The 21,993-nt window shown below is 51.3% G+C and carries 23 protein-coding genes and 1 tRNA gene; 5 read left to right on the top strand and 19 right to left on the bottom strand.

Annotated elements, in window-relative coordinates; all coding sequences use genetic code 11:
• Positions 1–6: 6 nt before the first annotated feature.
• Positions 7–1,362, bottom strand: a complete 1,356-nt coding sequence (locus tag CUZ56_RS04860) for an efflux RND transporter periplasmic adaptor subunit (protein ID WP_126978831.1) — start codon at positions 1,360–1,362, stop codon at positions 7–9.
• 270 nt (positions 1,363–1,632) lie between these two features.
• On the opposite strand from CUZ56_RS04860, the gene CUZ56_RS16260 reads away from it, so the two are divergent.
• The 3 genes from CUZ56_RS16260 (at position 1,633) to CUZ56_RS04845 (ending at position 3,030) form a co-directional block, all read left to right on the top strand.
• A complete protein-coding gene (locus CUZ56_RS16260) occupies positions 1,633–2,277 on the top strand; it encodes a TetR family transcriptional regulator (RefSeq protein WP_126978829.1) in 645 nt (214 codons plus the stop codon).
• 151 nt (positions 2,278–2,428) lie between these two features.
• A tRNA-Arg gene (locus CUZ56_RS04850) sits at positions 2,429–2,504 on the top strand.
• 289 nt (positions 2,505–2,793) lie between these two features.
• The gene (locus CUZ56_RS04845) at positions 2,794–3,030 is read left to right on the top strand and encodes a hypothetical protein (protein ID WP_126978827.1); all 237 of its coding nucleotides are present in this window, start codon (positions 2,794–2,796) and stop codon (positions 3,028–3,030) included.
• A 185-nt stretch (positions 3,031–3,215) separates the two neighbouring features.
• Here the strand turns inward: CUZ56_RS04845 and CUZ56_RS04840 are convergent, their stop codons facing one another.
• From CUZ56_RS04840 to CUZ56_RS04775, 14 genes are all read right to left on the bottom strand, one after another.
• A complete protein-coding gene (locus CUZ56_RS04840; RefSeq protein ID WP_126978825.1) occupies positions 3,216–3,641 on the bottom strand; it encodes a F0F1 ATP synthase subunit epsilon in 426 nt (141 codons plus the stop codon).
• A gap of 102 nt (positions 3,642–3,743) precedes the next feature.
• Positions 3,744–5,144 carry a F0F1 ATP synthase subunit beta gene (gene atpD / locus CUZ56_RS04835; protein WP_126978823.1) on the bottom strand — a complete coding sequence of 467 codons (1,401 nt, stop codon included), beginning with the start codon at positions 5,142–5,144 and terminating at the stop codon, positions 3,744–3,746.
• Positions 5,145–5,173: 29 nt separating this feature from the next.
• Positions 5,174–6,055, bottom strand: coding sequence for a F0F1 ATP synthase subunit gamma (gene atpG, locus CUZ56_RS04830; protein ID WP_126978821.1), 882 nt, complete (start codon positions 6,053–6,055; stop codon positions 5,174–5,176).
• 48 nt (positions 6,056–6,103) lie between these two features.
• Positions 6,104–7,657 carry a F0F1 ATP synthase subunit alpha gene (gene atpA / locus CUZ56_RS04825; protein ID WP_126978819.1) on the bottom strand — a complete coding sequence of 518 codons (1,554 nt, stop codon included), beginning with the start codon at positions 7,655–7,657 and terminating at the stop codon, positions 6,104–6,106.
• 34 nt (positions 7,658–7,691) lie between these two features.
• On the bottom strand, positions 7,692–8,234 hold the full coding sequence (locus CUZ56_RS04820) for a F0F1 ATP synthase subunit delta (RefSeq protein WP_126978817.1): 543 nt from the start codon (positions 8,232–8,234) through the stop codon (positions 7,692–7,694).
• Positions 8,235–8,249: 15 nt separating this feature from the next.
• Entirely contained in the window at positions 8,250–8,720 is a 471-nt protein-coding gene (locus tag CUZ56_RS04815) for a F0F1 ATP synthase subunit B (RefSeq protein WP_126978815.1), read from the bottom strand.
• 84 nt (positions 8,721–8,804) lie between these two features.
• Positions 8,805–9,053 (bottom strand): F0F1 ATP synthase subunit C, encoded by a 249-nt coding sequence (gene atpE / locus CUZ56_RS04810; RefSeq protein WP_126978813.1) that lies wholly within the window; start codon positions 9,051–9,053, stop codon positions 8,805–8,807.
• Between the two features lie 77 nt (positions 9,054–9,130).
• On the bottom strand, positions 9,131–10,033 hold the full coding sequence (gene atpB / locus CUZ56_RS04805) for a F0F1 ATP synthase subunit A (protein ID WP_126978811.1): 903 nt from the start codon (positions 10,031–10,033) through the stop codon (positions 9,131–9,133).
• Positions 10,023–10,571: an ATP synthase subunit I gene (locus CUZ56_RS04800; protein ID WP_162615256.1), complete on the bottom strand. Its 549-nt coding sequence runs from the start codon at positions 10,569–10,571 to the stop codon at positions 10,023–10,025. The genes atpB and CUZ56_RS04800 overlap by 11 nt, the downstream gene beginning before the upstream one ends.
• 117 nt (positions 10,572–10,688) lie before the next feature.
• Positions 10,689–11,807 carry a DNA polymerase III subunit delta gene (holA, locus tag CUZ56_RS04795; protein ID WP_126978807.1) on the bottom strand — a complete coding sequence of 373 codons (1,119 nt, stop codon included), beginning with the start codon at positions 11,805–11,807 and terminating at the stop codon, positions 10,689–10,691.
• Between the two features lie 18 nt (positions 11,808–11,825).
• Complete coding sequence (locus CUZ56_RS04790) at positions 11,826–12,320, bottom strand: LPS-assembly lipoprotein LptE (RefSeq protein WP_126978805.1); 495 nt, start codon at positions 12,318–12,320, stop codon at positions 11,826–11,828.
• Between the two features lie 47 nt (positions 12,321–12,367).
• Entirely contained in the window at positions 12,368–15,028 is a 2,661-nt protein-coding gene (leuS, locus tag CUZ56_RS04785) for a leucine--tRNA ligase (RefSeq protein ID WP_126978803.1), read from the bottom strand.
• Between the two features lie 104 nt (positions 15,029–15,132).
• On the bottom strand, positions 15,133–15,957 hold the full coding sequence (dapB, locus tag CUZ56_RS04780; protein WP_126978801.1) for a 4-hydroxy-tetrahydrodipicolinate reductase: 825 nt from the start codon (positions 15,955–15,957) through the stop codon (positions 15,133–15,135).
• A gap of 75 nt (positions 15,958–16,032) precedes the next feature.
• Complete coding sequence (locus CUZ56_RS04775) at positions 16,033–16,632, bottom strand: outer membrane protein assembly factor BamE (protein WP_126978799.1); 600 nt, start codon at positions 16,630–16,632, stop codon at positions 16,033–16,035.
• A gap of 173 nt (positions 16,633–16,805) precedes the next feature.
• Between CUZ56_RS04775 and fur the strand changes: the two genes are divergently transcribed.
• Positions 16,806–17,234, top strand: coding sequence for a ferric iron uptake transcriptional regulator (fur, locus tag CUZ56_RS04770; protein WP_126978797.1), 429 nt, complete (start codon positions 16,806–16,808; stop codon positions 17,232–17,234).
• A 44-nt stretch (positions 17,235–17,278) separates the two neighbouring features.
• Here fur and hprK read toward each other — a convergent pair whose 3' ends face one another.
• The 3 genes from hprK to hpf form a co-directional block, all read right to left on the bottom strand.
• Positions 17,279–18,247, bottom strand: coding sequence for an HPr(Ser) kinase/phosphatase (gene hprK / locus CUZ56_RS04765; RefSeq protein ID WP_126978795.1), 969 nt, complete (start codon positions 18,245–18,247; stop codon positions 17,279–17,281).
• Positions 18,248–18,292: 45 nt separating this feature from the next.
• Positions 18,293–18,763 (bottom strand): PTS IIA-like nitrogen regulatory protein PtsN, encoded by a 471-nt coding sequence (ptsN, locus tag CUZ56_RS04760; RefSeq protein ID WP_126978793.1) that lies wholly within the window; start codon positions 18,761–18,763, stop codon positions 18,293–18,295.
• Between the two features lie 281 nt (positions 18,764–19,044).
• On the bottom strand, positions 19,045–19,383 hold the full coding sequence (gene hpf / locus CUZ56_RS04755; RefSeq protein WP_126978791.1) for a ribosome hibernation-promoting factor, HPF/YfiA family: 339 nt from the start codon (positions 19,381–19,383) through the stop codon (positions 19,045–19,047).
• Positions 19,384–19,695: 312 nt separating this feature from the next.
• On the opposite strand from hpf, the gene corA reads away from it, so the two are divergent.
• On the top strand, positions 19,696–20,682 hold the full coding sequence (corA, locus tag CUZ56_RS04750; protein WP_126978789.1) for a magnesium/cobalt transporter CorA: 987 nt from the start codon (positions 19,696–19,698) through the stop codon (positions 20,680–20,682).
• Positions 20,683–20,955: 273 nt separating this feature from the next.
• Here the strand turns inward: corA and folE2 are convergent, their stop codons facing one another.
• Positions 20,956–21,783 (bottom strand): GTP cyclohydrolase FolE2, encoded by an 828-nt coding sequence (folE2, locus tag CUZ56_RS04745; RefSeq protein WP_404948028.1) that lies wholly within the window; start codon positions 21,781–21,783, stop codon positions 20,956–20,958.
• Positions 21,784–21,993: the final 210 nt, after the last annotated feature.

Here is a 21,993-nt window from a genome sequence, read left to right as displayed (position 1 = left end):
TGCTCCTTACGACTTGTTTTCTTCAGTTGCTGCTGCTGGTGCAGCCGCGTCTGAAGGGGATTGAGCATCCGCTGACGGCGTTCCTGACGCTGGCTGAGCCGCCGGTACATTTCCTGCTGGTGCGGTATTTGGCTGCGTATCCAATGGCACCGGTTGTACCTTCACAACAACGGGTTCCTCCGATTTTTGTGCGGCAGCAGCCTGCATGGCGCCACTCACAGCCATTTGCCACTTCTGGAAACCATCCACCATGACGCGGTCACCATCGTTCAAACCGGAAGTTACCACCCAATTCTGTCCATTACGCCCACCAACAACGACTTGGCGAGGCTCAACCGTATCTTCCGGGGTCACAACATACAGAGTATCGCCCGTGGCAGCACGGGTAACCGCCTGCTGTGGCACCAGGAAAGAATTTTCAGCCTGAATCTGCTCCAAGCGGACCCGGACATACAAATTAGGCAGCAGCAACTTTTCAGGGTTAGGCACAGTCGCTCTCAAGGTGACCTGACCCGTTGTTTCGTCAACAGTCCAGTCCGTGAACATCAAATGCCCTGGTTCACTGTAAGGCTGCCCATTATCCAGGATGACGGTAATCGGAATGGAACCATCACTGGCCACCTTATAACGTCCCGAGCGTACATCCTGCTGCAATTTGATCACTTCTGTTGCCGACTGGGTGAAGTTGACATATAGAGTGTCAATCTGCTGCACAGTTGCTAACAATGTGATGTCTGTCTGCCCGACCAGAGCGCCTTCTGTCACATATGCTTGGCCAATACGGCCCGAAATCGGTGCTGTCACCGCAGCATAACCCAAGTTGATTTTGGCCGTTGCAACAGAAGCCTGAGCCGCCAGCACATTGGCTTCAGAGGCTCTCTGAGCTGCCACGGCATTATCATAATCCTGCTTGCTGACTGCATTGATCGCCACCAGCGGCTGATACCGCTCTGCCAGTGCTTTGGTCTGCATCAGGTTGGCCTGTGCCTGCGCCAGTGAAGCCTGCGCGCTTTGCAAAGAGGCACGATAGGGGGCATCATCGATCTGGAACAGTTGCTGCCCGGCCTTTACGTCAGAGCCTTCTTCAAAAAGCCGACGCTGCAACACCCCCGGCACACGCGCACGCACATCCGCCACCCGATACGCTTGCAGGCGCCCAGGCAACTCTGTGGTCAAACCAATATTCTGCGCTTTCACCGTAACATATCCAACCGATGGCGGAGCCCCTGCCCCAGCCGCCTGTTCATCTTTGCCACAAGCCGTAAGAGCCAGTGCAACTGCCAATGGCGCAAACAGCCATAACAGAGGCTGGCGCTTTCCCTGATCTGAATTCTTTTGAGTCTGTGCTGATTGTGCCGACATGATCTTCCTTAATAGCCCTAACCGCTCCTTCTGGTGGGAGCATGAAATCGATAAAACTGTCCAAAACATAATGACAACGAAACGCTACTATCTGTATCAGGCGTCGCGCCATACCCAGTGTGATCAGGTATAAACAGATAGACAAATAATCCCGGAATCTGTGCTTATTTCTGTACGAAGCCCATAGTATATATACATTTCTGAATGTATGTAAGATAGAATAAGGATTCTTTACATAATTTTACAAAGCTTTTCACAGAGCCCTCTATTATGGCACGCAAAACCAAAGAAGAAGCACTTCAAACACGGCAGATCATTTTAGACGCTGCTGAAACATTGTTTCAGCAACAGGGTGTTTCACGTACCTCTTTACAGCAAATTGCCCAGGCAGCCAATGTAACGCGCGGCGCGATTTATTGGCACTTCAGCGATAAGCTGGCTTTGTTTCAGGCCCTTTTAGACCGCGCCACATTATCTGCAGACGAAATTTTCACACGCATCGAAAAACAAAATGACATCTCCCCCCTGAATCGCATTCTTGCATTAATTTCTGAATTGACCTCGCTGGTCAATGAAAATTCGCAAATCCGTAATGTTTTAGATATTGTGTTTCATAAAATTGAGCTGGTTGATGAATTTGCCGTCATGAGTGAGCGGCATCTTCGGCATCTGCAACGCTCTTTAGGCACATTTACACGCCTGTTGCTTTTGGCAAACCAGGCAAAAGAAATTCACATCACAGAAGCGCAGGTGCATTGGGCGGCACGCGGCCTGCAGGCTTTAAGTGATGGCCTGTTTCACAACTGGATGCACGACTCTGAATCTTTCGACTTGCGTGAAATTACCCTGTACAGCGTGAAAACTTACTTGCAGGGGCTTAAACATCCTTCCTCTTCTGGTCAGCCCTCAGCCTGATCACACAGATATTTTCATAATACGCATATATTTAACATGCGCTTAATGCGAATAGCTCTTTTTAGGCTGCTTTTAGCGTATAATAGGTAGCTTATATTTTATGTAACGCTGATGTATCTTCACTGAACACAGCATAGGTTGAATCTGTTTTGCGGCTGTAGCTCAGTGGATAGAGTATTGGCCTCCGAAGCCAAGGGTCGTGGGTTCGATCCCCGCCAGCCGCACCAAACAAATAGAAAATTCGGACACTTGAATATTACTGGGTCTGATGTCATGCGGGAGTGAAGACAAGAAGAAACAAAAGGACGAAAACATCTGCTTTATCTGTGTGGTTAAACAGTCGATACCAGGACGTTTGAAATACACCAGATCTGGTAACAGAAATGCCGATGTCATGGTTAAATCATTAAATTGAAATACCATCCTCCTTTTACAGGATTTCCTGATTAACGCTAAAAGGAAGTCCCTATTTTTGTTTGAGCGTTTTCAACTTGATACTGGAACTATTGATCATCCATGTCTAAAGCACCTACCAAAACCCAAGTCGCAGATGACGGTTTGCGCTATCGTTCAAAAGTCAATGGCTCACCATTCGTTTCTTCCGGCTCTTTTGGTGCCGCAACCATGTCCTGTTTTCTATGCGGCAAACATCGTCCGCGTGCACAACTGAAAGCCCGCAAACTGCTGGGGCAAATGCAGTTCGTCTGTGCGCCTTCATGCAAAGCGCTGGAAAACGAAGAAGAAGCTAAATAATTTTGTTGATGTAAGGCTCTGCACTTTTCATTTGGAAAGATTCAACAGATACATTGGATAACATCTGCAACCATCCTGCATGGGATAGCGCTGTATAGAAAAACTGTATCTTTAAAATAAGCCACCCATTAAAAAAGCCATCTGAAGATGGCTTTTTCTTTATCCGCAAAAAAATAAAACAGGCTTTATTTTCGGCTGCTGTTATTAAAGCGCCGTATGGTCGACAGTTGAGCCGCCATGAATGCCAGTTCAGACTGGGCTTTGGCAAGCTCCATGCCCCCTTGCGCATTCTTCAGCACCTCTTCAGCCGCTTTCTGTGCTTCAAGCGCTTTTGCTTCGTCAAGGTCGGCACCGCGAATCGCTGTGTCAGCCAATACCGTAACCATATTCGGCTGCACTTCCAGCACGCCTCCGGCGACAAACACCAGTTCTTCTTTATCGTTATCGGCACGCCTAATACGCACAGCGCCCGGCTTAATGCGGGTAATCAACGGAATATGGTGCGGCAAAATCCCCAACTCACCTGATTCCCCAGGTAAAGCCACAAATTTAGCCTCTCCAGAAAAAATCAACTCTTCGGCAGAGACAACATCCACATGCAAAGTCGCCATTATTTATTCCTCTAACAAACACACAGCTCACCGTTTTAAATCTACCAGCAGTCAGCCATGCGTTTGCAATATGCTTTTCAGCCCAGTTGCTGAGAAGCCGAATTATTGAATCTTTTTGGCTTTTTCCAGAGCTTCGTCTATGGTACCCACCATGTAGAATGCCTGCTCAGGAACCGCATCACACTCTCCGCTGACAATCATCTTGAAGCCACGAATGGTTTCTGCCAGAGGAACGTATTTGCCAGGAGAACCGGTAAACACTTCAGCCACATGGAACGGCTGTGACAGGAAGCGCTGGATCTTACGGGCACGGGCCACAACCAGTTTGTCTTCCGGTGATAATTCATCCATACCCAGAATCGCAATAATATCGCGCAATTCTTTGTACTTCTGCAACGTTCCCTGAACCTGACGTGCCACGGTATAGTGGTCTTCACCCACCACGTGCGGGTCAAGCTGGCGGCTGGTGGAATCCAGCGGATCCACAGCCGGATAAATACCCAAGGCAGCAATATCACGGGAAAGCACCACGGTGGAATCCAAGTGAGCAAATGTGGTTGCAGGTGATGGGTCAGTCAAGTCATCGGCTGGCACATACACTGCCTGAATCGAGGTGATGGAGCCCACTTTGGTTGAAGTAATACGTTCCTGCAGTTTACCCATTTCCTCTGCCAGAGTCGGCTGATAACCCACCGCTGAAGGCATACGGCCCAGCAACGCAGATACTTCGGTACCGGCCAGTGTGAAACGGTAAATGTTATCGACGAAAAACAAGACGTCACGGCCTTCATCACGGAAAGATTCAGCAATACTCAGCCCAGTCAGCGCCACACGCAGACGGTTGCCTGGAGGCTCATTCATCTGACCGTACACCATGGACACTTTGGATTCGGACAAGTTGTCTTTATTCACAACGCCGGCATCCATCATTTCATGATAGAAGTCATTACCTTCACGGGTACGTTCGCCCACACCGGCAAACACAGACAAACCTGAGTGCGCTTTTGCAATGTTATTGATCAACTCCATCATGTTCACGGTTTTGCCCACACCGGCACCACCGAACAGGCCGACTTTACCACCCTTGGCAAACGGGCAGATCAAATCAATCACCTTGATCCCGGTTTCCAGCAGTTCAGTGGAAGGAGCCAGCTCTTCATACGCCGGAGCTTTGCGGTGAATCATCGCCTTTTCAGAGGAGTCAATATCACCACGTTCATCAATCGGGTTGCCCAGCACGTCCATGATGCGGCCCAGTGTGGCTTTGCCCACCGGCACGGTAATGCCATCACCCGTATTTTGCACTTTCATGCCACGACGCAGGCCGTCAGACGAGCCCAAAGCAATGGTGCGAACAATACCATCCCCTAACTGCTGCTGAACTTCCAGCACCAGCGGAGAGCCTTCCATTTTCAATGCTTCGTAAATTTTAGGCATTGCGTTACGTGGAAACTCCACGTCAACCACTGCACCGATACATTGAACAATCTTGCCTTCTGCCATGATTGGTTCCTTCTGATTACGCTTATTCGTTACACTGCTGAAGCACCTGCCACAATTTCCGTCAATTCGGTTGTAATTGCAGCCTGTCGGGTCTTGTTATAGACCAACTTCAATTCGTTAATGAGATTACCTGCATTGTCGGTTGCCGCTTTCATGGCTACCATACGTGCCGACTGTTCAGAGGCCATATTTTCAGCCACTGCCTGATAAACCAGCGCCTCAGCATAGCGCCGCATCAAAAAGTCAATAACGGTCGGTGCGTCCGGTTCATAAATATAGTCCCATGCGTGCGAGCGCTTTTCCTCATCTGTCTGAGTAAAACGGCTTTCAGCCAAAGGCAGAAACTGCTCTACGATCGGCTCTTGCTTCATGGTATTAATAAAACGTGTGTAGCAAAGGTAGACTTCATCGAGCTTGCCATCGATAAAGTCTTTGATGATCACTTTGCATGGCCCCACCAGTTTATCCACCTGGGGAACATCCCCCAGTTGAGAAACCTGCGCCTCTACCTTCACCTTGATACGGCCCAAAAAGCCAAAACCTTTCGCGCCGATGGTCACCGCCCGTGCTTCAATGCCCTGCTTGTCCCAATCCGTTAACTTATTGGTCAAAACGCGAAACATGTTGGTATTCAAGCCGCCGCACAACCCTTTATCGGTACTGATCACAATCAGCCCCACTTTTTTGGTTGGCGTGGCTGGTGCAACCATGAACGGATGCTTGTATTCCGGATTAGCGCGCGACAAATGGGCTGTAATGTTACGCAGCTTATCCGAATATGGCCGACCCATGCGCATGCGATCCTGTGCCTTGCGCATTTTGGAGGCGGCCACCATTTCCATCGCTTTTGTGATCTTCTTGGTGTTTTCCACCGATTTGATCTTGCCGCGAATTTCCTTACCTGATGCCATGCCCAGCTCCTTTGAATTGATGCCTGCTGATCACAATCTCACAATCCATCAGGTAAAGCTTTTCTTGAATGAATCAAGCGCTGCAGTCAGCTCAGCTTCAGCATCTTTATCCATGACTTTGGCGGCTTCCACTTTTTCAATCCAGCCGGCATAGCTGGTTTTCAGCAACTGGTGCAAACCGGTTTCAAACTCCAGCACTTTTTCCACCGGCACGCCATCCAGGTAGCCTTTGTTCACGGCAAACAGCGAAGCGGCCATGAAAGAAATGGGCAATGGAGAATACTGCGGTTGCTTGAGCATTTCAGTCACACGTGCACCGCGATCCAACTGTTTGCGTGTCGCATCGTCCAGATCTGAAGCAAACTGTGAGAATGCAGCCAGTTCACGATACTGTGCCAAATCGGTACGGATACCGCCAGACAAACCCTTGATCAGTTTGGTCTGAGCCGCACCACCCACACGGGACACCGAAATACCGGCGTTAATCGCAGGACGGATACCGCTGTTAAACAGGTTGGTTTCCAGGAAGATCTGTCCGTCGGTAATAGAAATCACGTTGGTCGGCACAAATGCGGACACGTCACCCGCCTGTGTTTCAATGATTGGTAAAGCGGTCAGTGAACCTGTTTTACCCTTAACTTCACCGTTAGTGAATTTCTCAACATACTCAGCGTTCACGCGCGCTGCACGTTCCAGCAGACGGCTGTGCAAATAGAACACATCACCAGGGAACGCTTCACGGCCTGGAGGACGGCGCAACAGCAGGGAAACCTGACGGTAAGCTACAGCCTGTTTGGACAGGTCATCATAAATGATCAATGCATCCTGACCGCGGTCACGGAAATACTCGCCCATGGTGCAGCCGGCATAAGCAGATACATACTGCATGGCAGCAGAATCTGAAGCAGGCGCAGCAACCACAACGGTATAGTCCATCGCGCCATTGGCTTCCAGGGTGCGTACCACGTTTTTAATGGATGAGGACTTCTGCCCGATCGCCACGTAGATACAGGTAACGCCCTGCCCCCTCTGATTGATGATGGTATCAAGGGCAATGGTTGACTTCCCGGTCTGGCGGTCACCAATGATCAATTCGCGCTGACCACGGCCAATTGGCACCATGGAGTCAATCGCCTTCAAACCGGTCTGCAGCGGCTGGTCAACAGACTGACGTGCAATCACGCCAGGCGCCACTTTTTCGATCACGTCGGTCATTTTGGCGTTAATCGGGCCTTTGCCGTCAATCGGCTGCCCCAGCGCATTGACCACACGACCAATCAGTTCCGGGCCTACCGGCACTTCCAGAATGCGGCCCGTACATTTAACCGTGTTACCTTCTGAAATATGCTCATAAGCCCCCAGAATCACGACCCCAACCGAATCACGCTCCAGGTTCAGTGCCAAACCAAAAGTCGGTGTGCCGTCCGGTGCAGGCGGAAACTCCAACATTTCGCCCTGCATGGCTTCAGACAGGCCATAAACACGGCAAATACCGTCAGAGACGGAGATCACGGTTCCTTCGCTGCGAATGTCTGCACTGGGTGTCAGACCTTCGATCCGGCTTTTAATCAGCTCAGAAATTTCTGCGGGATTGAGTTGCATGGGGTTCCCCTAATTCCTTTTGCGTATGGCCCGTTTAGGCCATCAACGCCACTTTCATTTGTTCCAAACGGGCCTTGACAGACATATCCAATGTGTCATCACCCACCACTGCACAGATACCACCAATCAAAGACTCGTCAATTTGCACTTGTGGTTTCAGTTTTCTGCCAAACCGTTTTTCCAGTACAGGTAAAAGCTGCGCAAGTTCTGCATCGCCAATCGGGTAAGCGCTGTAAATCAGCACTTCCGTGACATCATTGGTTGCATCACACAATACACGGTATTGCTTAGCCACCTCTGACAACGCAGATAAACGACCATATTCAACCAGCTCTGCCAAAAAGCGTTTAACCGCTTCTGTCGGCAAGCCGTCGGACTTGGTCACAGACATCAGCAAACCAACCAACTGCTCCCCCAAAACTTTAGGGTCGTTGGCAAGCAGCTTGAGCTCATCTGTATCGCAGGCAAGCGCCAGATTGTTGAGCACCTCGCCCCATTGGGCAAACTGCTTTTGGTCGCTAGCCACCTGAAATATGGCTTCTGCGTAAGGGCGGGCAATCGTTGCAAGTTCAGCCATAGCACCTTACCCCTTTTACAGCTCAGCTTTCAGGTGCTCAAGCATTTGTGAGTGCGCCTTGGCATCCACTTCACGCTTGAGAATCTGTTCTGCACCTTTAACTGCCAATGCGGCGACCTGCTCACGCAAGGCTTCACGCGCCTGCGTTGCCTGCAGATCTGCCTCAGCCTTGGCTGCAGCAATGATCTTGTTGGCCTCTTCAACAGCACGCGACTTCGCCTCGTTGACGATATCCTGAGCACGGCGGTCTGCATCGGCAATCCGCTGGGTGGACTCTTCACGTGTATGGGCCAGCTGCTCTTCCACACGCTTGTTGGCATCATTCAATTCTGCCTTTGCGTGGTCTGCTGCTGCCAGCCCCTCTTCAATTTTCTTTGCGCGTTCATCCAGGGCTTTGGCAATTGGTGGCCACACGAAACTCATCGTGAACCACACAAGCAGCGCAAAAACAATGATCTGGATGATAAGGGTTGCGTTGATACTCACAACAACACCTTTCCTCGTTCAGTTGATGTTCCTACAAACATATTGGTTTGTCGGGCCTTCAAACTCATGCACTGACAATAATTCTTAAGCCAGCGCAAAGGGATTAGCAAATGCAAACAGCAGAGCGATCGCAACACCAATCAGGAAGGCAGCGTCAATCAGACCCACCAGAATGAACATCTTGGTTTGCAAGGTATTCATCAATTCAGGCTGACGAGCAGATGATTCCAAGAACTTGCCGCCCATCAGTGCAATACCGATAGATGCGCCAGCGGCCCCAAGACCAACGATCAGACCACAAGCCAGAGCGACGAGGCCGAGGATGTTTTCCATGATAACTCCTTTGAGAGAAAAAGCGTGTTAGTTAAAAAATTAAAACAAAAATCAGCAGTCAGAACCATTCACAATCATCAGTGATGGTCATGCGCCTGTCCCAGATAAATCACCGCCAGCGTCATAAAAATAAACGCCTGCAACGTGATAATCAGAATGTGGAATGCTGCCCAGGCAAAGCCGGCAATGACATGCCCGATACCCAGCCAGAATCCCGCTTCAACAGGACTCCAGGCCCAGGCACCGCCCATCAATGCAATCAACATGAACACCAGTTCACCTGCGTACATATTTCCGAACAACCGCATCCCGTGAGAAACAGTCTTGGAAAGGTACTCCACAATCTGCATGAATAAGTTTGCTACAGCCAAGATAATGGCAAAAATCGGATTTTTGCTCATGCCAAAAGGCGCTGTCAGCAATTCATGCGTCCAGCCGCCCAGGCCCTTGATCTTCAGACTGTAGAAGAAACACAAAATCAGCACGGAAATGGACATGCCCAAAGTCACCGACAAATCTGCTGTCGGCACAGCACGCATATAAGCATGCGCAGGGTCTCCGCCAATGGCGCCATAGAACTTGGCCCAAAGCCAGGGCAACAAATCCACCGGCAGCAAGTCCATCGCGTTGAGCAGGAAAATCCACACAAACAGCGTCAATGCCAAAGGTGCAATCAGCTTGCGACTTTTCTCAACACTGATGGTGTCTTTGACCTGATTGGCCACCATTTCAACCAGAAATTCAACTGCGGCCTGAAACCGTCCGGGCACACCAGAGGTCGCCTTGCGGGCAGCGCGCCATAAAACAAAACAGCCAATAACGCCGATCAGCAGCGAATAAATGACAGAGTCCAGGTTAATCACACTGAAATCAACGATAGCAGTCTGGTGCGCCGGGGACAAATCCCAGTGAACCTGCCAAGGTTGCAAGTGATGCTGGATATATTGACTTGCGGTTTGAGCTTCGCCTTCAGCAGCCATTGATCAACTCTTTACCTGTTTGTTTCCTATTCAACAACAGCCAGCATGCGATACCGTATGCTTTGACTGTCACCACAAACCCTGCCAGCAATGCCTGCCAGACCAGAGGATGAACCCATAACACAGCCATCACCAAGAAGACAACTGCACATCCGATTTTGACGAATTCCCAGAACAACAAACGCGCCAAAGGAATCAGAGCCCCGGCTTTGTTATCTGCCTGCGCAGCCATGCGCCAAACAAAAACCGCCGACGGCACCCATGCAGCCATCACGCCAGCCAGCGCGGAAGACATCACGCCAGCATAGCCGCTCCAAAACGAAGCTATTGCAATGACTGTAAATCCCGCCACTAACTGCAGCCACAAAACAGACCACAACGATAGTTTGGGCATTCCTGCCTGTAAAACTTGTGCCTCCTGAGCGCTCAGTACTTTGAATTCCTGCGCCTCATCATCATTGTTTGCGTCATAAAAGGGCATCCCAATCACTCCGCTTTTACTCTGTCCTGTGCCCATGGTGCCAGCAACCTGATTCATGGATACAAATACCTGCCTTCTTGCACCCTCCGCAGAGAAGCTACTGTGCATAAAAGCGGGATTATACGTGAAAAATTTCTCATTCCAACAGATATCTGCAAAAACCCCGCGTCATCCTCATCCATGCAAAGCCAGTTTGCCGGTCATGCCGCCCCCTGTTTTTTCACGGGCAGACAACGCGTCGAGCATCTCCAGTACCAGCCGCCTCAATGCCTCCATCACATTGGAAGGCCAGCCAGGATAAGGCAGCCCTTTGACCAGCCCATCGCAAATGTGTGCACTGACCAGCAACTGCTGACACGCCTGCATTGTCATACGGCCAACGCTCCGCTCATAAAGCCGCTCGCGCACGCCCCAGACCCTGTTTTCACGCAACGCCAAAGGCATCGGCTGCCCCTGCTCCAGCGACTGGCGAACCCGCCACAATGTGGCAATTTCGTCAGACAAGACCCAGTGAATACGCACCGCCGGCTGCCCTTCATGCAGCAGCCCGTCAAGCATGCGCATGGAACGTTCTGCCTGCCCGGACAAAATCACCTGCGTTAACTGAAACAGGTCGTAGCGCGCTACATCCATGACGGCAGACTCAACCTCTTCAAAACTCAATATCCGCGAGGCTTGCCCAGTTGCCGGGTAAAGCAGCGATAGTTTTTCAATCTCCTGGTGTGCGGCCAGCAGATTGCCTTCGACATGGTCGGCAAAAAAAGACAATGCTCTCTTGCCTTCCTCCGCAGGCTGCAGTTGCAGCCCCTTCGCAGCAAGACGCTGCGTAATCCACTGCGGCAACGCCGCCCTGTCAACAGGATCACATGCCACAACCGTGCCATGCTGCTCCAACGCTTTAAACCAGGCGGTATTTTTGGCTGAGCGGTCCATCCGGTCTCCCAAGGAAACCAGCACCAGCGTATCGCCGTTAGCATCTGTTTGCTGGGCCAACTGCTGCAACGCAACCCCGCCTTCACGCCCGGGCTTAGCCGATGGAATGCGGATTTCAATGATCTGCCTGTCGGCAAACAAACTTTGCGCGCTGGTTGCGGCCAGCACTTCAGACCAGTCAAACCGTGCGCCAGTTACCGTAAATACCGTGCGCTCGGTAAACCCCGCCGTACGTGCCGCCGCCCGAATAGCATCGGCGCTTTCCAACTGCTGCAAAGGTTCTTCGCCCACCAAGACATAAAGCCGGCCCAGTGCTTTCGACAAGAGACTCAACAATTGACGGGCTGCAACCTGGGCCATGTATTGCTCCGGTTAGCATCAAGGCCGCATGGAGGCCAAACGCCACAACAGCAACTGCGCCATGCTCTGGCTCATATCCCGGAACAGCAGGTCCTGCTCATCGCCTTTTGCCAGCGCCTGTGTTTCTGAATAACTGTATTCGCGGTACTGCTCCAGCTCATCCTCTGTTGCCAGCGGATCCTGCCCCTGTGCCCACAAACGGAATGTCAGCGTTGAACGCATCTGGATTTCACGCACTTCGCCATAAGGCGTTTGCCCAACCGCGAAATCACGCCGCACGTCAGACATAATCTCCAGCAGCACCTCTGCTTCTGCCGGGTTACTGACAATCTTGACGCTGCTTACACGCGCCAGCTCACGCCGCAAAAACACCAGCACCTCCGAAGTGCCTCCCAGCCACAATCTCTGGAAATGAAATTCCGGCGCCTGGCGCAACTGAAAACCACAGCCACCCAGCATAGCAACGGCGCCAGCCAGCCCTCCAAGAAAATAACGGCGGTTTTGTTTTTGCATACTTGCAGCCTTTACTTTGATTCCATCGCACTCAACACACGTAAACTTTACACCACCACATTGACCAGACGCCCTGGCACAATGATGATTTTTTTCGGTGCAGCATCACCACCAAATTTCTGGAACGCCTCACTGGCCAGTGCAGCAGCCTCAATGGTCGCCCGATCCGCATCTTTACTCACCGTAATTTTGCCACGCAGCTTGCCACTGACCTGCACCATCAGTTCAACTTCATCCTGCACCAATGCCGCAGCATCAACCTGCGGCCACGGTGCATCCAGCAAGCTGCCCCATTGCTTGTCCAGCCCGAGTTCCTGCCACAACACGCAGCAGACATGCGGACAAACCGGATACAGCGTGCGCAGCAAAATACTGGTTCCCTCGCGCATTGCCGCTGTAGCGGCTGGCTGTTCGGCGACTGCGACCTGATCGGGATTAAACCCTTCCAGCGCATTGAGCAGCTTCATCGCGCCGGAAGCCACTGTGTTGTATTGCATACGCCCGTAGTCAAAGTCTATCTGCTGCAACACACTGTGCACTTCATAGCGCAAAGCTTTCACCACTGCGCCAGCGCCTGCAAAATCACTGCCGGCCTGAGAGATGACACCGGCCTGCCGGTACACATACGCCCACACCCGGCGCAGGAAGCGGAACGAGCCTTCCACGGCCGCGTCATTCCACTCCAGCGTCGCATCCGGAGGCGATGTGAACATGGTGTAAAAGCGCGCCGTATCTGCACCATAGCGTTCAATCAGATCCTGCGGGTCTACGCCATTGTTTTTGGATTTGCTCATGGTGCCAATGCCACCATATTCAATTTCCGAGCCATCCGACTTTAATTTGGCGCCCACAATCTTGCCCCCTTCGTCATAGACATTGTCTACGTCCTTGGGCCAAAAATATTCTATGCCACCCGCGACTGTTTTACGCCGGTAAATATGGTTGAGCACCATACCCTGCGTCAGCAGGCGGGTAAACGGTTCATCAAACGACACCAGCCCCAGATCACGCATGACACGTGTCCAGAAACGCGAATACAGCAAGTGCAAAATGGCATGCTCAATGCCGCCAATGTACTGGTCCATCGGCATCCAGTACTTGGTACCAGCGCCGACCATCTGTGTATCGTCGTGCGCGTCACAGTAACGCATGTAATACCAGGACGAATCCACAAACGTGTCCATGGTATCGGTCTCACGCCGTGCCGGTTTGCCGCAGCATGGGCAATTCACTTTAAGGAAGGCTTCACTCTTGTTCAGCGGATTACCCGAACCATCAGGCACCAGATCTTCGGGCAGCACCACCGGCAAATCTTTTTCCGGCACCGGCACCGGACCACAGCTTTCACAGTGAATGATGGGGATCGGTGTGCCCCAGTAACGCTGGCGGCTGATACCCCAGTCGCGCAGTCGGAACGTGGTTTTCTTTTCGCCCAGGCCTTTGGCCTGCAGCAATTCAGCCACTTTATCCACGGCGGCCTCAAGCCCCAACCCATCGAGTATGCCCGAATTCACGCAGACTCCACGCTGCTTGTCAGCGTACCATTCCTGCCATGCCGTGTTGCTGAATGTTTCACCTTCAACCGCAATCACCTGCTTGATCGGCAGGTCGTATTTCAGCGCAAAGGCAAAGTCACGTTCGTCATGCCCGGGCACCCCCATCACAGCGCCATCACCGTAGCTCATCAGCACGTAATTGCCGACCCACACAGGCACCTGTTCACCGGTTACCGGATGCACTACATGCAGCCCTGTTGGCTTGCCTTCTTTTTCCTTCAGTGCCAGCTCAGCCTCTGTTGTGCCGCCTTTTTGGCATTCTTCAATAAACGCGGCCAGTTCCGGATTGCCCTGTGCCGCATGTTGTGCCAAAGGATGCTCAGGCGCCACCGCACAGAATGTAACCCCCATGATGGTGTCAGCACGCGTCGTGAACACGTACATGCGGCCATCCTGTATCAACCGGCCATCAGCACCTTTGATACCGTGCGTAAACGCAAAGCGCACACCCTGGCTTTTACCGATCCAGTTTTCCTGCATCAGCCGCACCGGTGCCGGCCAGTCTTTAAGGTAATTGGGATTTTCAGGATCGGCCACACAGGTATTGAGCTCTTCGGCATATTTCGTGATGTTCAGGTAGTAGCCCGGAATTTCGCGTTTTTCAACCAGTGCGCCGGAACGCCAGCCGCGCCCTTCAATCACCTGCTCGTTAGCCAGTACCGTCTGATCCACCGGATCCCAGTTCACCACCTGGGTACGGCGTTCTGCCACACCGGCTTCCAGCATCTTCAAAAACAGCCACTGGTTCCAGCGATAGTAGTCCGGCGAACAGGTTGTGATTTCACGCGACCAGTCAATTGCCAGCCCCATCGCCAGCATTTGCTTTTTCATATAGGCGATGTTGTCATACGTCCACTTGGCAGGTGGCACCTTGCTTTTCATCGCAGCATTTTCTGCCGGCAAGCCAAACGCATCCCACCCCATCGGCATCAGGACGTTATAGCCCTTCATCCGCAACTGCCGCGTCAGCATGTCATTGATGGTGTAATTGCGCACATGCCCCATGTGCAGCTTTCCCGACGGATAGGGCAGCATGGAACAGGCATAAAATTTAGGTTTGCTCTGGTCTTCTGTTACCCGGTAAACGTCACCCTGCTGCCACCAGGACTGGGCTTGCTGTTCGATGGCGCTGGGTGAAAACTTCTCTTCCATGATGCTGACTTTATTGGTTAAGGTTAGGTTATTGAATTAATTCGGCTAAAAAACAAACAAAGTGCCTGTCACAGCACTTTGTGATGTGTCAGAGCGTTGAAATATTATTTCAGACCCAACACATCCTGCATATCATATAGCCCAGCGGTTTTCTGCGCCAGGTACCGCACAGCCCGCAAGCTGCCTTGTGCATAGGTGGCACGGCTAGAGGATTTGTGACTGATCTCAATACGCTCACCGGTTCCGGCATACATCACCGTATGGTCGCCCACAATATCGCCGCCCCGGATGGTGGCGAACCCGATACTGCCCGGCTTGCGCTCACCGGTATGCCCGTAGCGCTCATACACCGCAATATCTTCCAGCGGCTGCCCCAAAGTCCGGGCAATCACCTCTCCCATTCCAATGGCAGTCCCCGAAGGGGCATCCACTTTATGACGGTGGTGCGCTTCAATCACTTCAATATCATACCCGGGCTGCAGCGCCTTCGTTGCCAGCTCCAGCAGTTTATAAGTCACATTCACGCCCACACTCATGTTGGGTGAAAGTACCAGTGCAATCTTCTGCGCTGCCGCAGCAATTTCTTGTTTCTGGCTCTCGCTGAACCCGGTTGTTCCGATGACCATTTTGATACCCAGCGCAGCGCAGCTTTGCACATGCGCCATCGAGCCCTCAGGGCGGGTAAAGTCAATCAGGTACTGCGCTTTCGAAGCCGCCAACGCTTGCTGGGTATCGGCCTGAACCAGCACACCCGTGGTTTGCCCCAGGAAGGCGCCCGCATCCTGACCAATCAACGCTTCGCCCGCAGGAACCAACGCGGCAGCCAGCTCACAATCGGGTGCGGCCAGCACCGCCTCAACCAGCATTTTGCCCATGCGCCCGGAAGCGCCGGCAATGGCAATACGCAATTGTGTGGATGGAGCACCCATGACATCTTACCTTTTCAACTTCAACTCGCGTTCAGGGCAACAAGCCCGGTGGTACAGCAACCGCCCGAAATCAGATCAGTAGTTGGAATCCAGCGGCGGGTAATACCCCGCAGGTCTGGCTGCCGAATCCGGAGCCTCGCCTTGCATCTGCTGCATTCTGTCGCGATAAGCCTGTGCCGCTTTGGACGCCTCTTCCAGTTGCTCTGGCGTGGCTTGCAGTACAGGAATTTCGACTTCATCATCATCTTCCACAACCGCATCCAGATGGCGGACAAACTCTTCTTCGCTCAAAAGTTCGCCTGACGCTTCCACACTTGCCACGGTGTCACCGCTGAAATGGACTGTAAAGCGTCGCTCCAGGGGATCTACCCCCTGACGGTTGATGGAAAACACATAGTCCCAGCGCTCGGGATGGAAAATATCCACCAGCAAGGGGGTGCCTAAAATGGTACGCACCTGGTTACGGGACATCCCGGGCTGAATCAGGGCTGCCTGCTCTTTGGAAACAAAATTGCCCTGCACCACCTCCATTTTATAGGGGGATAAAGCAGAAACCAGCGAATTGGAGGCCTTGTCAACGCCACTGCATCCTGCAAGCAAAAGCAGGCACAGCGAAAAAACGCCGCCGGCAAATAGACGTACAGATAATGGTGGAATACACTGTTGTTTATACATAAAGTTGCACAAACCTTATATGATGAATGGTCTATTGTAATAGGGAAGATACAATCTGGGTAAGATCAGATCATCTCATATTGGTTTAAACCCTGAAACTTACCCCATCATTCCCCTTCAACTTAGCAGCTGTTTTCATGAAATGGCTTGGCTGTAACGCTGATTAGGACAACATGAGCTCTGACAACATTGACAACCTGAAAAGTAATGGTCTCAAGGCAACGCTGCCCAGACTGAAAATTCTGGAAATTTTCAAAACCAGCAATCAGCGCCATCTGTCGGCTGAGGACGTGTTTCGCGTTTTAATCAATGACCACTCTGACATTGGGCTGGCGACTGTCTACCGGGTTTTGACCCAGTTTGAACATGCCGGTCTGTTACGCCGCAGCAATTTCGAGCCGGGTAAATCCATTTACGAGCTTGATGAGGGCGAACACCATGACCATATGGTGTGCCTCTCTTGTGGCAAAGTGGAAGAGTTTGTCGATTCAGAAATTGAAAAACGGCAATATGAAATTGCCAAAAAATATAAATTCCAGTTGCAGGAGCACGCGCTGGCCATGTATGGCCTGTGTGCTAGCTGTGCTGCGAAAAATCCATAACCATGGTTGAGAAAACCGCCCTGAACACAGGGCGTCAGCGTAACCTACTCTGAGCTTTCAGTCTGTCCGCCATCGTCCATGGCCCGGTGGTGGCGGCTTAAAAATTCACTGAATGTATCAATCCCGCGCAGTTGCAATACTGTATTGCGCACTGCCGCTTCCACCAGCACGGCAATGTTGCGGCCAGCCTCCACCGGAATCATCACCTTGCGTACCGCGACGCCCAGCACGTCCTGCTCCAAAGGCTCCAGCGGCAGGCGTTCAAAATCACGTTCCAGAACCTCCCGGCGAACCAGATGCACAATCAGCTTGAGGCGCATTTTGCGCCGCATGGCAGTTTCACCAAAAATGGTCCGGATATCCAGCAGGCCGATTCCGCGCACTTCCAGCAAATTCTCCAGCAGCGGCGGGCAGCGCCCTTCAATGATGCCCTGCGCAACCAGCGCAAAATCCACCACATCATCCGCCACCAGTCCATGCCCACGGGAGATCAGCTCCAGCCCCAGTTCGCTTTTGCCCAGGCCGGACTCGCCCACCAGCAAAACGCCCATGCCAAAAATATCCATGAATACGCCATGAACACTGGTGCGCTGGGCAAAGCGTTTGGAAAGCCAAGCCCGCAGCACATCAATCACATAGGCCGCAGATTCGTTGGTGGTAAACAAGGGGATGGGTGCTCTTTCGCACAAAAGCACCAGATGCTCGGGCACCTGTTGCGCATCGGCGACAATCAATACCGGTGGCTCCAAAGGCACAATGGCATTCAGACTTTGGACCAGTTCATCCTGGGGTTTACTTTGGAGATAAGCGATTTCCTGCTCACCCAGCACCTGCACCCGGTGCGGATGGATAAAATTCAGATACCCTGCCAGATCGGCACTGGACTTGGCCCGCTCGATGGCCTGTGGCGCAAACTTCCGCTCGGCAGCGCTCTGCCCGGCCAGCCATTGCCAGCGCAGCATACTGCGATGGGCTTCAAAAAGCATATCAATGGTGACATCTGCAAATTGCATACGCCTTTATCGGCCTTATAGAAGTGGATAACAAACCATGGCAGCTCAGGTTGCCGACGGCATCGGAGCCCATTGGGCAATCATATCGTATAACTGCTGCGCATCACCTGTCTGGAACAGTTGTTCGCGCAATTCCCGATTGGAAAGCATTTCTGCAATCTCGGAGAGAATCTCCAGATGCTGCTGGGTTGCGGCTTCGGGAACCAGCAAAAAAAACAGCAAGCCAACGGGCTGCTCGTCAGGGGCATCAAAACCAATAGGCTGCTGCAAACGCAGTATCGCTGCCAAAGGCTGTGTCAACCCTTTGATACGCCCGTGCGGAATAGCCACACCATGCCCCAGTCCGGTAGACCCTAGCCGCTCACGTGCAAACAGATTATCGGAAACATCCGCACGTGCGATGCCGTTGAGCCGCTCAAACAACAACCCAATATATTCAAACACACGTTTTTTACTGGTTGCGCTCACATCTACCTGAACATGGTCGGGAGACAAAATGGCTGCAAAACGATTCATAACTTTACTCCCAGGGCGTTGCCACCCCGGCACATCCAATACAAAAGAGCATTATAAGGAACATTGAACAAAGCCATGTTGCGGCCTTGCCCAATTGGAGTTCCCTGCTCACTCAAGTAACCTGCACCGGCTGGCTGCAAACCAGCATACGGCGCAAAAACTCTACGCATAACAAATAGTTACGCTCAAAATACATAAGCGTACCCGAATTCCAGACTGGTGGAATAAAAGGTACGCCTGTTTTCAATCTAAATTGAAGAGACTATGCTCTTATAAGAAGATTATTCCTTTTCCATGTATTTGACTGATTCAGCCCCTTTTTTCATGGTTTGTTTTTCCTTGTATTTTCCAACCTGGCGATCCAGCTTGTCCACTAGGATGTCAATGGCTGCATACAAGTCAGCATCCGTATTTTCAACAAAAATGTCACGTCCTTTGACACGCACAGTACAACTGACTTTCTGGCGACGATCCTTTTCTTTAGAATTATCAACTGAGAGCACCACGATAATTTCAACCACCTGATCGAAATGGCGCATGACCCGTTCCAGCTTATTGCTGACATATTCACGCAGTGCAGGTGTCACTTCCACATGATGTCCACTGATCGTCAAATTCATATATAACCTCCTGACTCCATCAAGGATACAATTACCGATCTGAATTAATTTGCATACTACCGCTCGTGTCTTATTAATTCAGATAAGTAACAGTGTGCATTGGTTCCCTGATAAGCGCAATGAAAGCCCTTTAAAAAGATGGATTCTCTTGTGTCAAGTCAATCCTTGTGCTCGGTGCATCCGGCCAACGCACTTTGTATCACTTTATATAACATCAATTCACACTTTTCCCTCAGGGTGATGCGATAATCACAAAGGGTCACATTGCGCTCGGACCTCGGATGACTCGCAAGACATGAACGGAGTGCTTACATGCTCAATGTTTTTTCTTTAACCAATGGCCGTCTTCACCAAGAAGAAATTGAACATCAGGAAGCACTGGCACAACTGCACCCGATCTGGGTTGACTTGGAAGCGCCCACCATAGAAGAAAAACAATGGGTTGCCCGAAAATATGGGGTCCGCCTGCCAACCGACCTGGAAAATGACGACCTAGAAGAATCCGCCCGGTTTTTTGAAGACGAAATTGATGGGGCGTTTCATATCCGCTGCAATTTCCTGATTGATGACGACAAACAGCCACGCAACGTCCCTGTTGTCTTTATTTTGCAACTCTCCAAAGACGGCTCGCAACCCGATCGCCTGTTTTCCATTCATACGGAAGATCTGCCCGTTTTCCGGCTGCTGCGGTTGCGTGCCCGGCGCATGCCCGGCCTGATAGAAGGCGCCAAAGAGGTTTTGTTAGAGCTGTACGCCACAGAGGTGGAATATTCGGCCGAGGCACTCGAAGGCATATATGACGACCTGGACAAGGTCAGCCGCAACGTATTGACCAGCACCATGAGCGATCAACTGGCTGGCGAAATCCTCTCCACCATTGCACTGGAGGAGGACTTGAACAGCCGCATTCGCCGCAACGTGATGGAAACCCGCCGTACCGTGGGCTACCTGATGCGCTCGCGCATTTTGAATGCAGAACAGTTTGAAGATGCCAGGCAGATCATGCGAGATATCGACTCGTTAGACTCTCATACGGCATTTTTATTTGAAAAAATCAATTTCCTGATGGATGCCACCGTGGGTTTCATCAACATCAACCAAAATAAGATCATCAAGATCTTTTCCGTGGTTTCCGTTGCACTGCTCCCGCCCACACTGATTGCCAGCATTTACGGCATGAACTTTGACATCATGCCCGAGATTCACTGGGAATATGGCTATCCGTTCGCTTTGGGCCTGATGATACTAACGGTGGCTGCACCTTTCATCATTTTCTGGCGCAAAGGCTGGTTGAAATAAGCCTCCCTGGAAAGCCCTGAATCTGCTTTTATGCGATACATCTGGGCATTTAAAATGCCAGGTCGGCAATATGAAAATGCCCTGCACTTTTTTGAGTACAGGGCATTTTTTAATAAAAAACCATGGGGCAACCTGGGCGAAGAGGAAGCGAGCGAGGGAGGGAGGAAAATCGCTCCAGATTTATCAGCCAGGAAATCCTGGGCAGGCCCCACAGTAAAAAACTTTTACCATATTAATCTATTTTTAATACTTGTTCATTTTAACAACTTTTTCTCACAATTCGCCATCATTTTTTTTACGATGCTCAATACACGCAAAAGCCGAATGATTGTGTATTGACTCGAAATTCTCGGATGTCACCTTGTAAGCCACAATGCGTGCGTCCTGATTCAAACTCACGGCCACGTCGCGCACCATATCTTCCACAAACTTGGGGTTGTCGTAAGCCCGCTCGGTTACATACTTTTCATCAGGCCGCTTCAGCAGACCCCACAATTCACAGGACGCATTGTCCTCAGCAAACCGGATCTGCTCTTCCAGACTCAACGTACTATTCTCAGCCAGCTCCACGCTGATCGTAACATGAGAACGCTGGTTATGGGCGCCATAATCCGAAATTTCTTTCGAGCAAGGACACAGACTTTTCACCGGCACCTGTACAGTTTGTACAACAGATGTGGTTTGGGTCCCTTGGTCGCGCCGGGCATCCCAGCTGACTTCATAGTCCATCAGACTGCCAACCCCTGAAACCGGCGCCTTTTTATGCACAAAAAACGGGGCTTTGACATGGATCGAGCCACCCTGCGCCTCCAGGCGCCCAAGCATCACGTCCAGTAACGAGCGCATGGACGCAACGGACAATGGCTCCAACTGGCTGTCCAGCAGCTCAATGAAGCGCGACATGTGCGTGCCCTTGACCTCGGCCGACAAAGCCACATACAGATCAAAAAGCCCGATAGAAGGCTTGGCCTGGTTATCTGCGCCCAAAATCGTCACCGGATAGTGCACAGACTTCACCCCTACCCTGTCAATTGCAATATGGCGGGGGTCTGCACTGGCTTGAACATCTGGCAACATCATCAATTTATCAAATCCATTCACTTGTGGTTATACCTTTTAATTTCCGCTTGATGACGCGGCATGGGCATATTTCTGCATTTTTTAATCAACACGCCCACCCGGCAAAGATCAGGAAAACATCTCATTCAACATTCTCCCAAAGTGAAATTGTTGCAGGTTTGAGAATCCTTGCCTGATTGTAGGGTGATACTTCTACGTTAAAAAGCCACTTTTAGCGTGTTCCTCACCACA

The organism is Saezia sanguinis, assembly GCF_003991585.1.
Lineage (GTDB): Bacteria > Pseudomonadota > Gammaproteobacteria > Burkholderiales > Burkholderiaceae_C > Saezia > Saezia sanguinis.
The sequence above is the reverse complement of the archived record's forward strand: the minus strand, read 5'-3'. Positions and strand labels throughout refer to the sequence as shown.

Excerpts from the sequence above, each read along its gene's own strand:
- CUZ56_RS04860 (WP_126978831.1), bottom strand. The coding sequence starts at position 1,362 with ATGTCGGCACAATCAGCACAGACTCAAAAGAATTCAGATCAGGGAAAG.
- CUZ56_RS16260 (WP_126978829.1), top strand. The coding sequence starts at position 1,633 with ATGGCACGCAAAACCAAAGAAGAAGCACTTCAAACACGGCAGATCATT.
- CUZ56_RS04845 (WP_126978827.1), top strand. The coding sequence starts at position 2,794 with ATGTCTAAAGCACCTACCAAAACCCAAGTCGCAGATGACGGTTTGCGC.
- CUZ56_RS04840 (WP_126978825.1), bottom strand. The coding sequence starts at position 3,641 with ATGGCGACTTTGCATGTGGATGTTGTCTCTGCCGAAGAGTTGATTTTT.
- atpD (WP_126978823.1), bottom strand. The coding sequence starts at position 5,144 with ATGGCAGAAGGCAAGATTGTTCAATGTATCGGTGCAGTGGTTGACGTG.
- atpG (WP_126978821.1), bottom strand. The coding sequence starts at position 6,055 with ATGGCATCAGGTAAGGAAATTCGCGGCAAGATCAAATCGGTGGAAAAC.
- atpA (WP_126978819.1), bottom strand. The coding sequence starts at position 7,657 with ATGCAACTCAATCCCGCAGAAATTTCTGAGCTGATTAAAAGCCGGATC.
- CUZ56_RS04820 (WP_126978817.1), bottom strand. The coding sequence starts at position 8,234 with ATGGCTGAACTTGCAACGATTGCCCGCCCTTACGCAGAAGCCATATTT.
- atpE (WP_126978813.1), bottom strand. The coding sequence starts at position 9,053 with ATGGAAAACATCCTCGGCCTCGTCGCTCTGGCTTGTGGTCTGATCGTT.
- atpB (WP_126978811.1), bottom strand. The coding sequence starts at position 10,033 with ATGGCTGCTGAAGGCGAAGCTCAAACCGCAAGTCAATATATCCAGCAT.
- CUZ56_RS04800 (WP_162615256.1), bottom strand. The coding sequence starts at position 10,571 with ATGAATCAGGTTGCTGGCACCATGGGCACAGGACAGAGTAAAAGCGGA.
- holA (WP_126978807.1), bottom strand. The coding sequence starts at position 11,807 with ATGGCCCAGGTTGCAGCCCGTCAATTGTTGAGTCTCTTGTCGAAAGCA.
- CUZ56_RS04790 (WP_126978805.1), bottom strand. The coding sequence starts at position 12,320 with ATGCAAAAACAAAACCGCCGTTATTTTCTTGGAGGGCTGGCTGGCGCC.
- leuS (WP_126978803.1), bottom strand. The coding sequence starts at position 15,028 with ATGGAAGAGAAGTTTTCACCCAGCGCCATCGAACAGCAAGCCCAGTCC.
- dapB (WP_126978801.1), bottom strand. The coding sequence starts at position 15,957 with ATGGGTGCTCCATCCACACAATTGCGTATTGCCATTGCCGGCGCTTCC.
- CUZ56_RS04775 (WP_126978799.1), bottom strand. The coding sequence starts at position 16,632 with ATGTATAAACAACAGTGTATTCCACCATTATCTGTACGTCTATTTGCC.
- fur (WP_126978797.1), top strand. The coding sequence starts at position 16,806 with ATGAGCTCTGACAACATTGACAACCTGAAAAGTAATGGTCTCAAGGCA.
- hprK (WP_126978795.1), bottom strand. The coding sequence starts at position 18,247 with ATGCAATTTGCAGATGTCACCATTGATATGCTTTTTGAAGCCCATCGC.
- ptsN (WP_126978793.1), bottom strand. The coding sequence starts at position 18,763 with ATGAATCGTTTTGCAGCCATTTTGTCTCCCGACCATGTTCAGGTAGAT.
- hpf (WP_126978791.1), bottom strand. The coding sequence starts at position 19,383 with ATGAATTTGACGATCAGTGGACATCATGTGGAAGTGACACCTGCACTG.
- corA (WP_126978789.1), top strand. The coding sequence starts at position 19,696 with ATGCTCAATGTTTTTTCTTTAACCAATGGCCGTCTTCACCAAGAAGAA.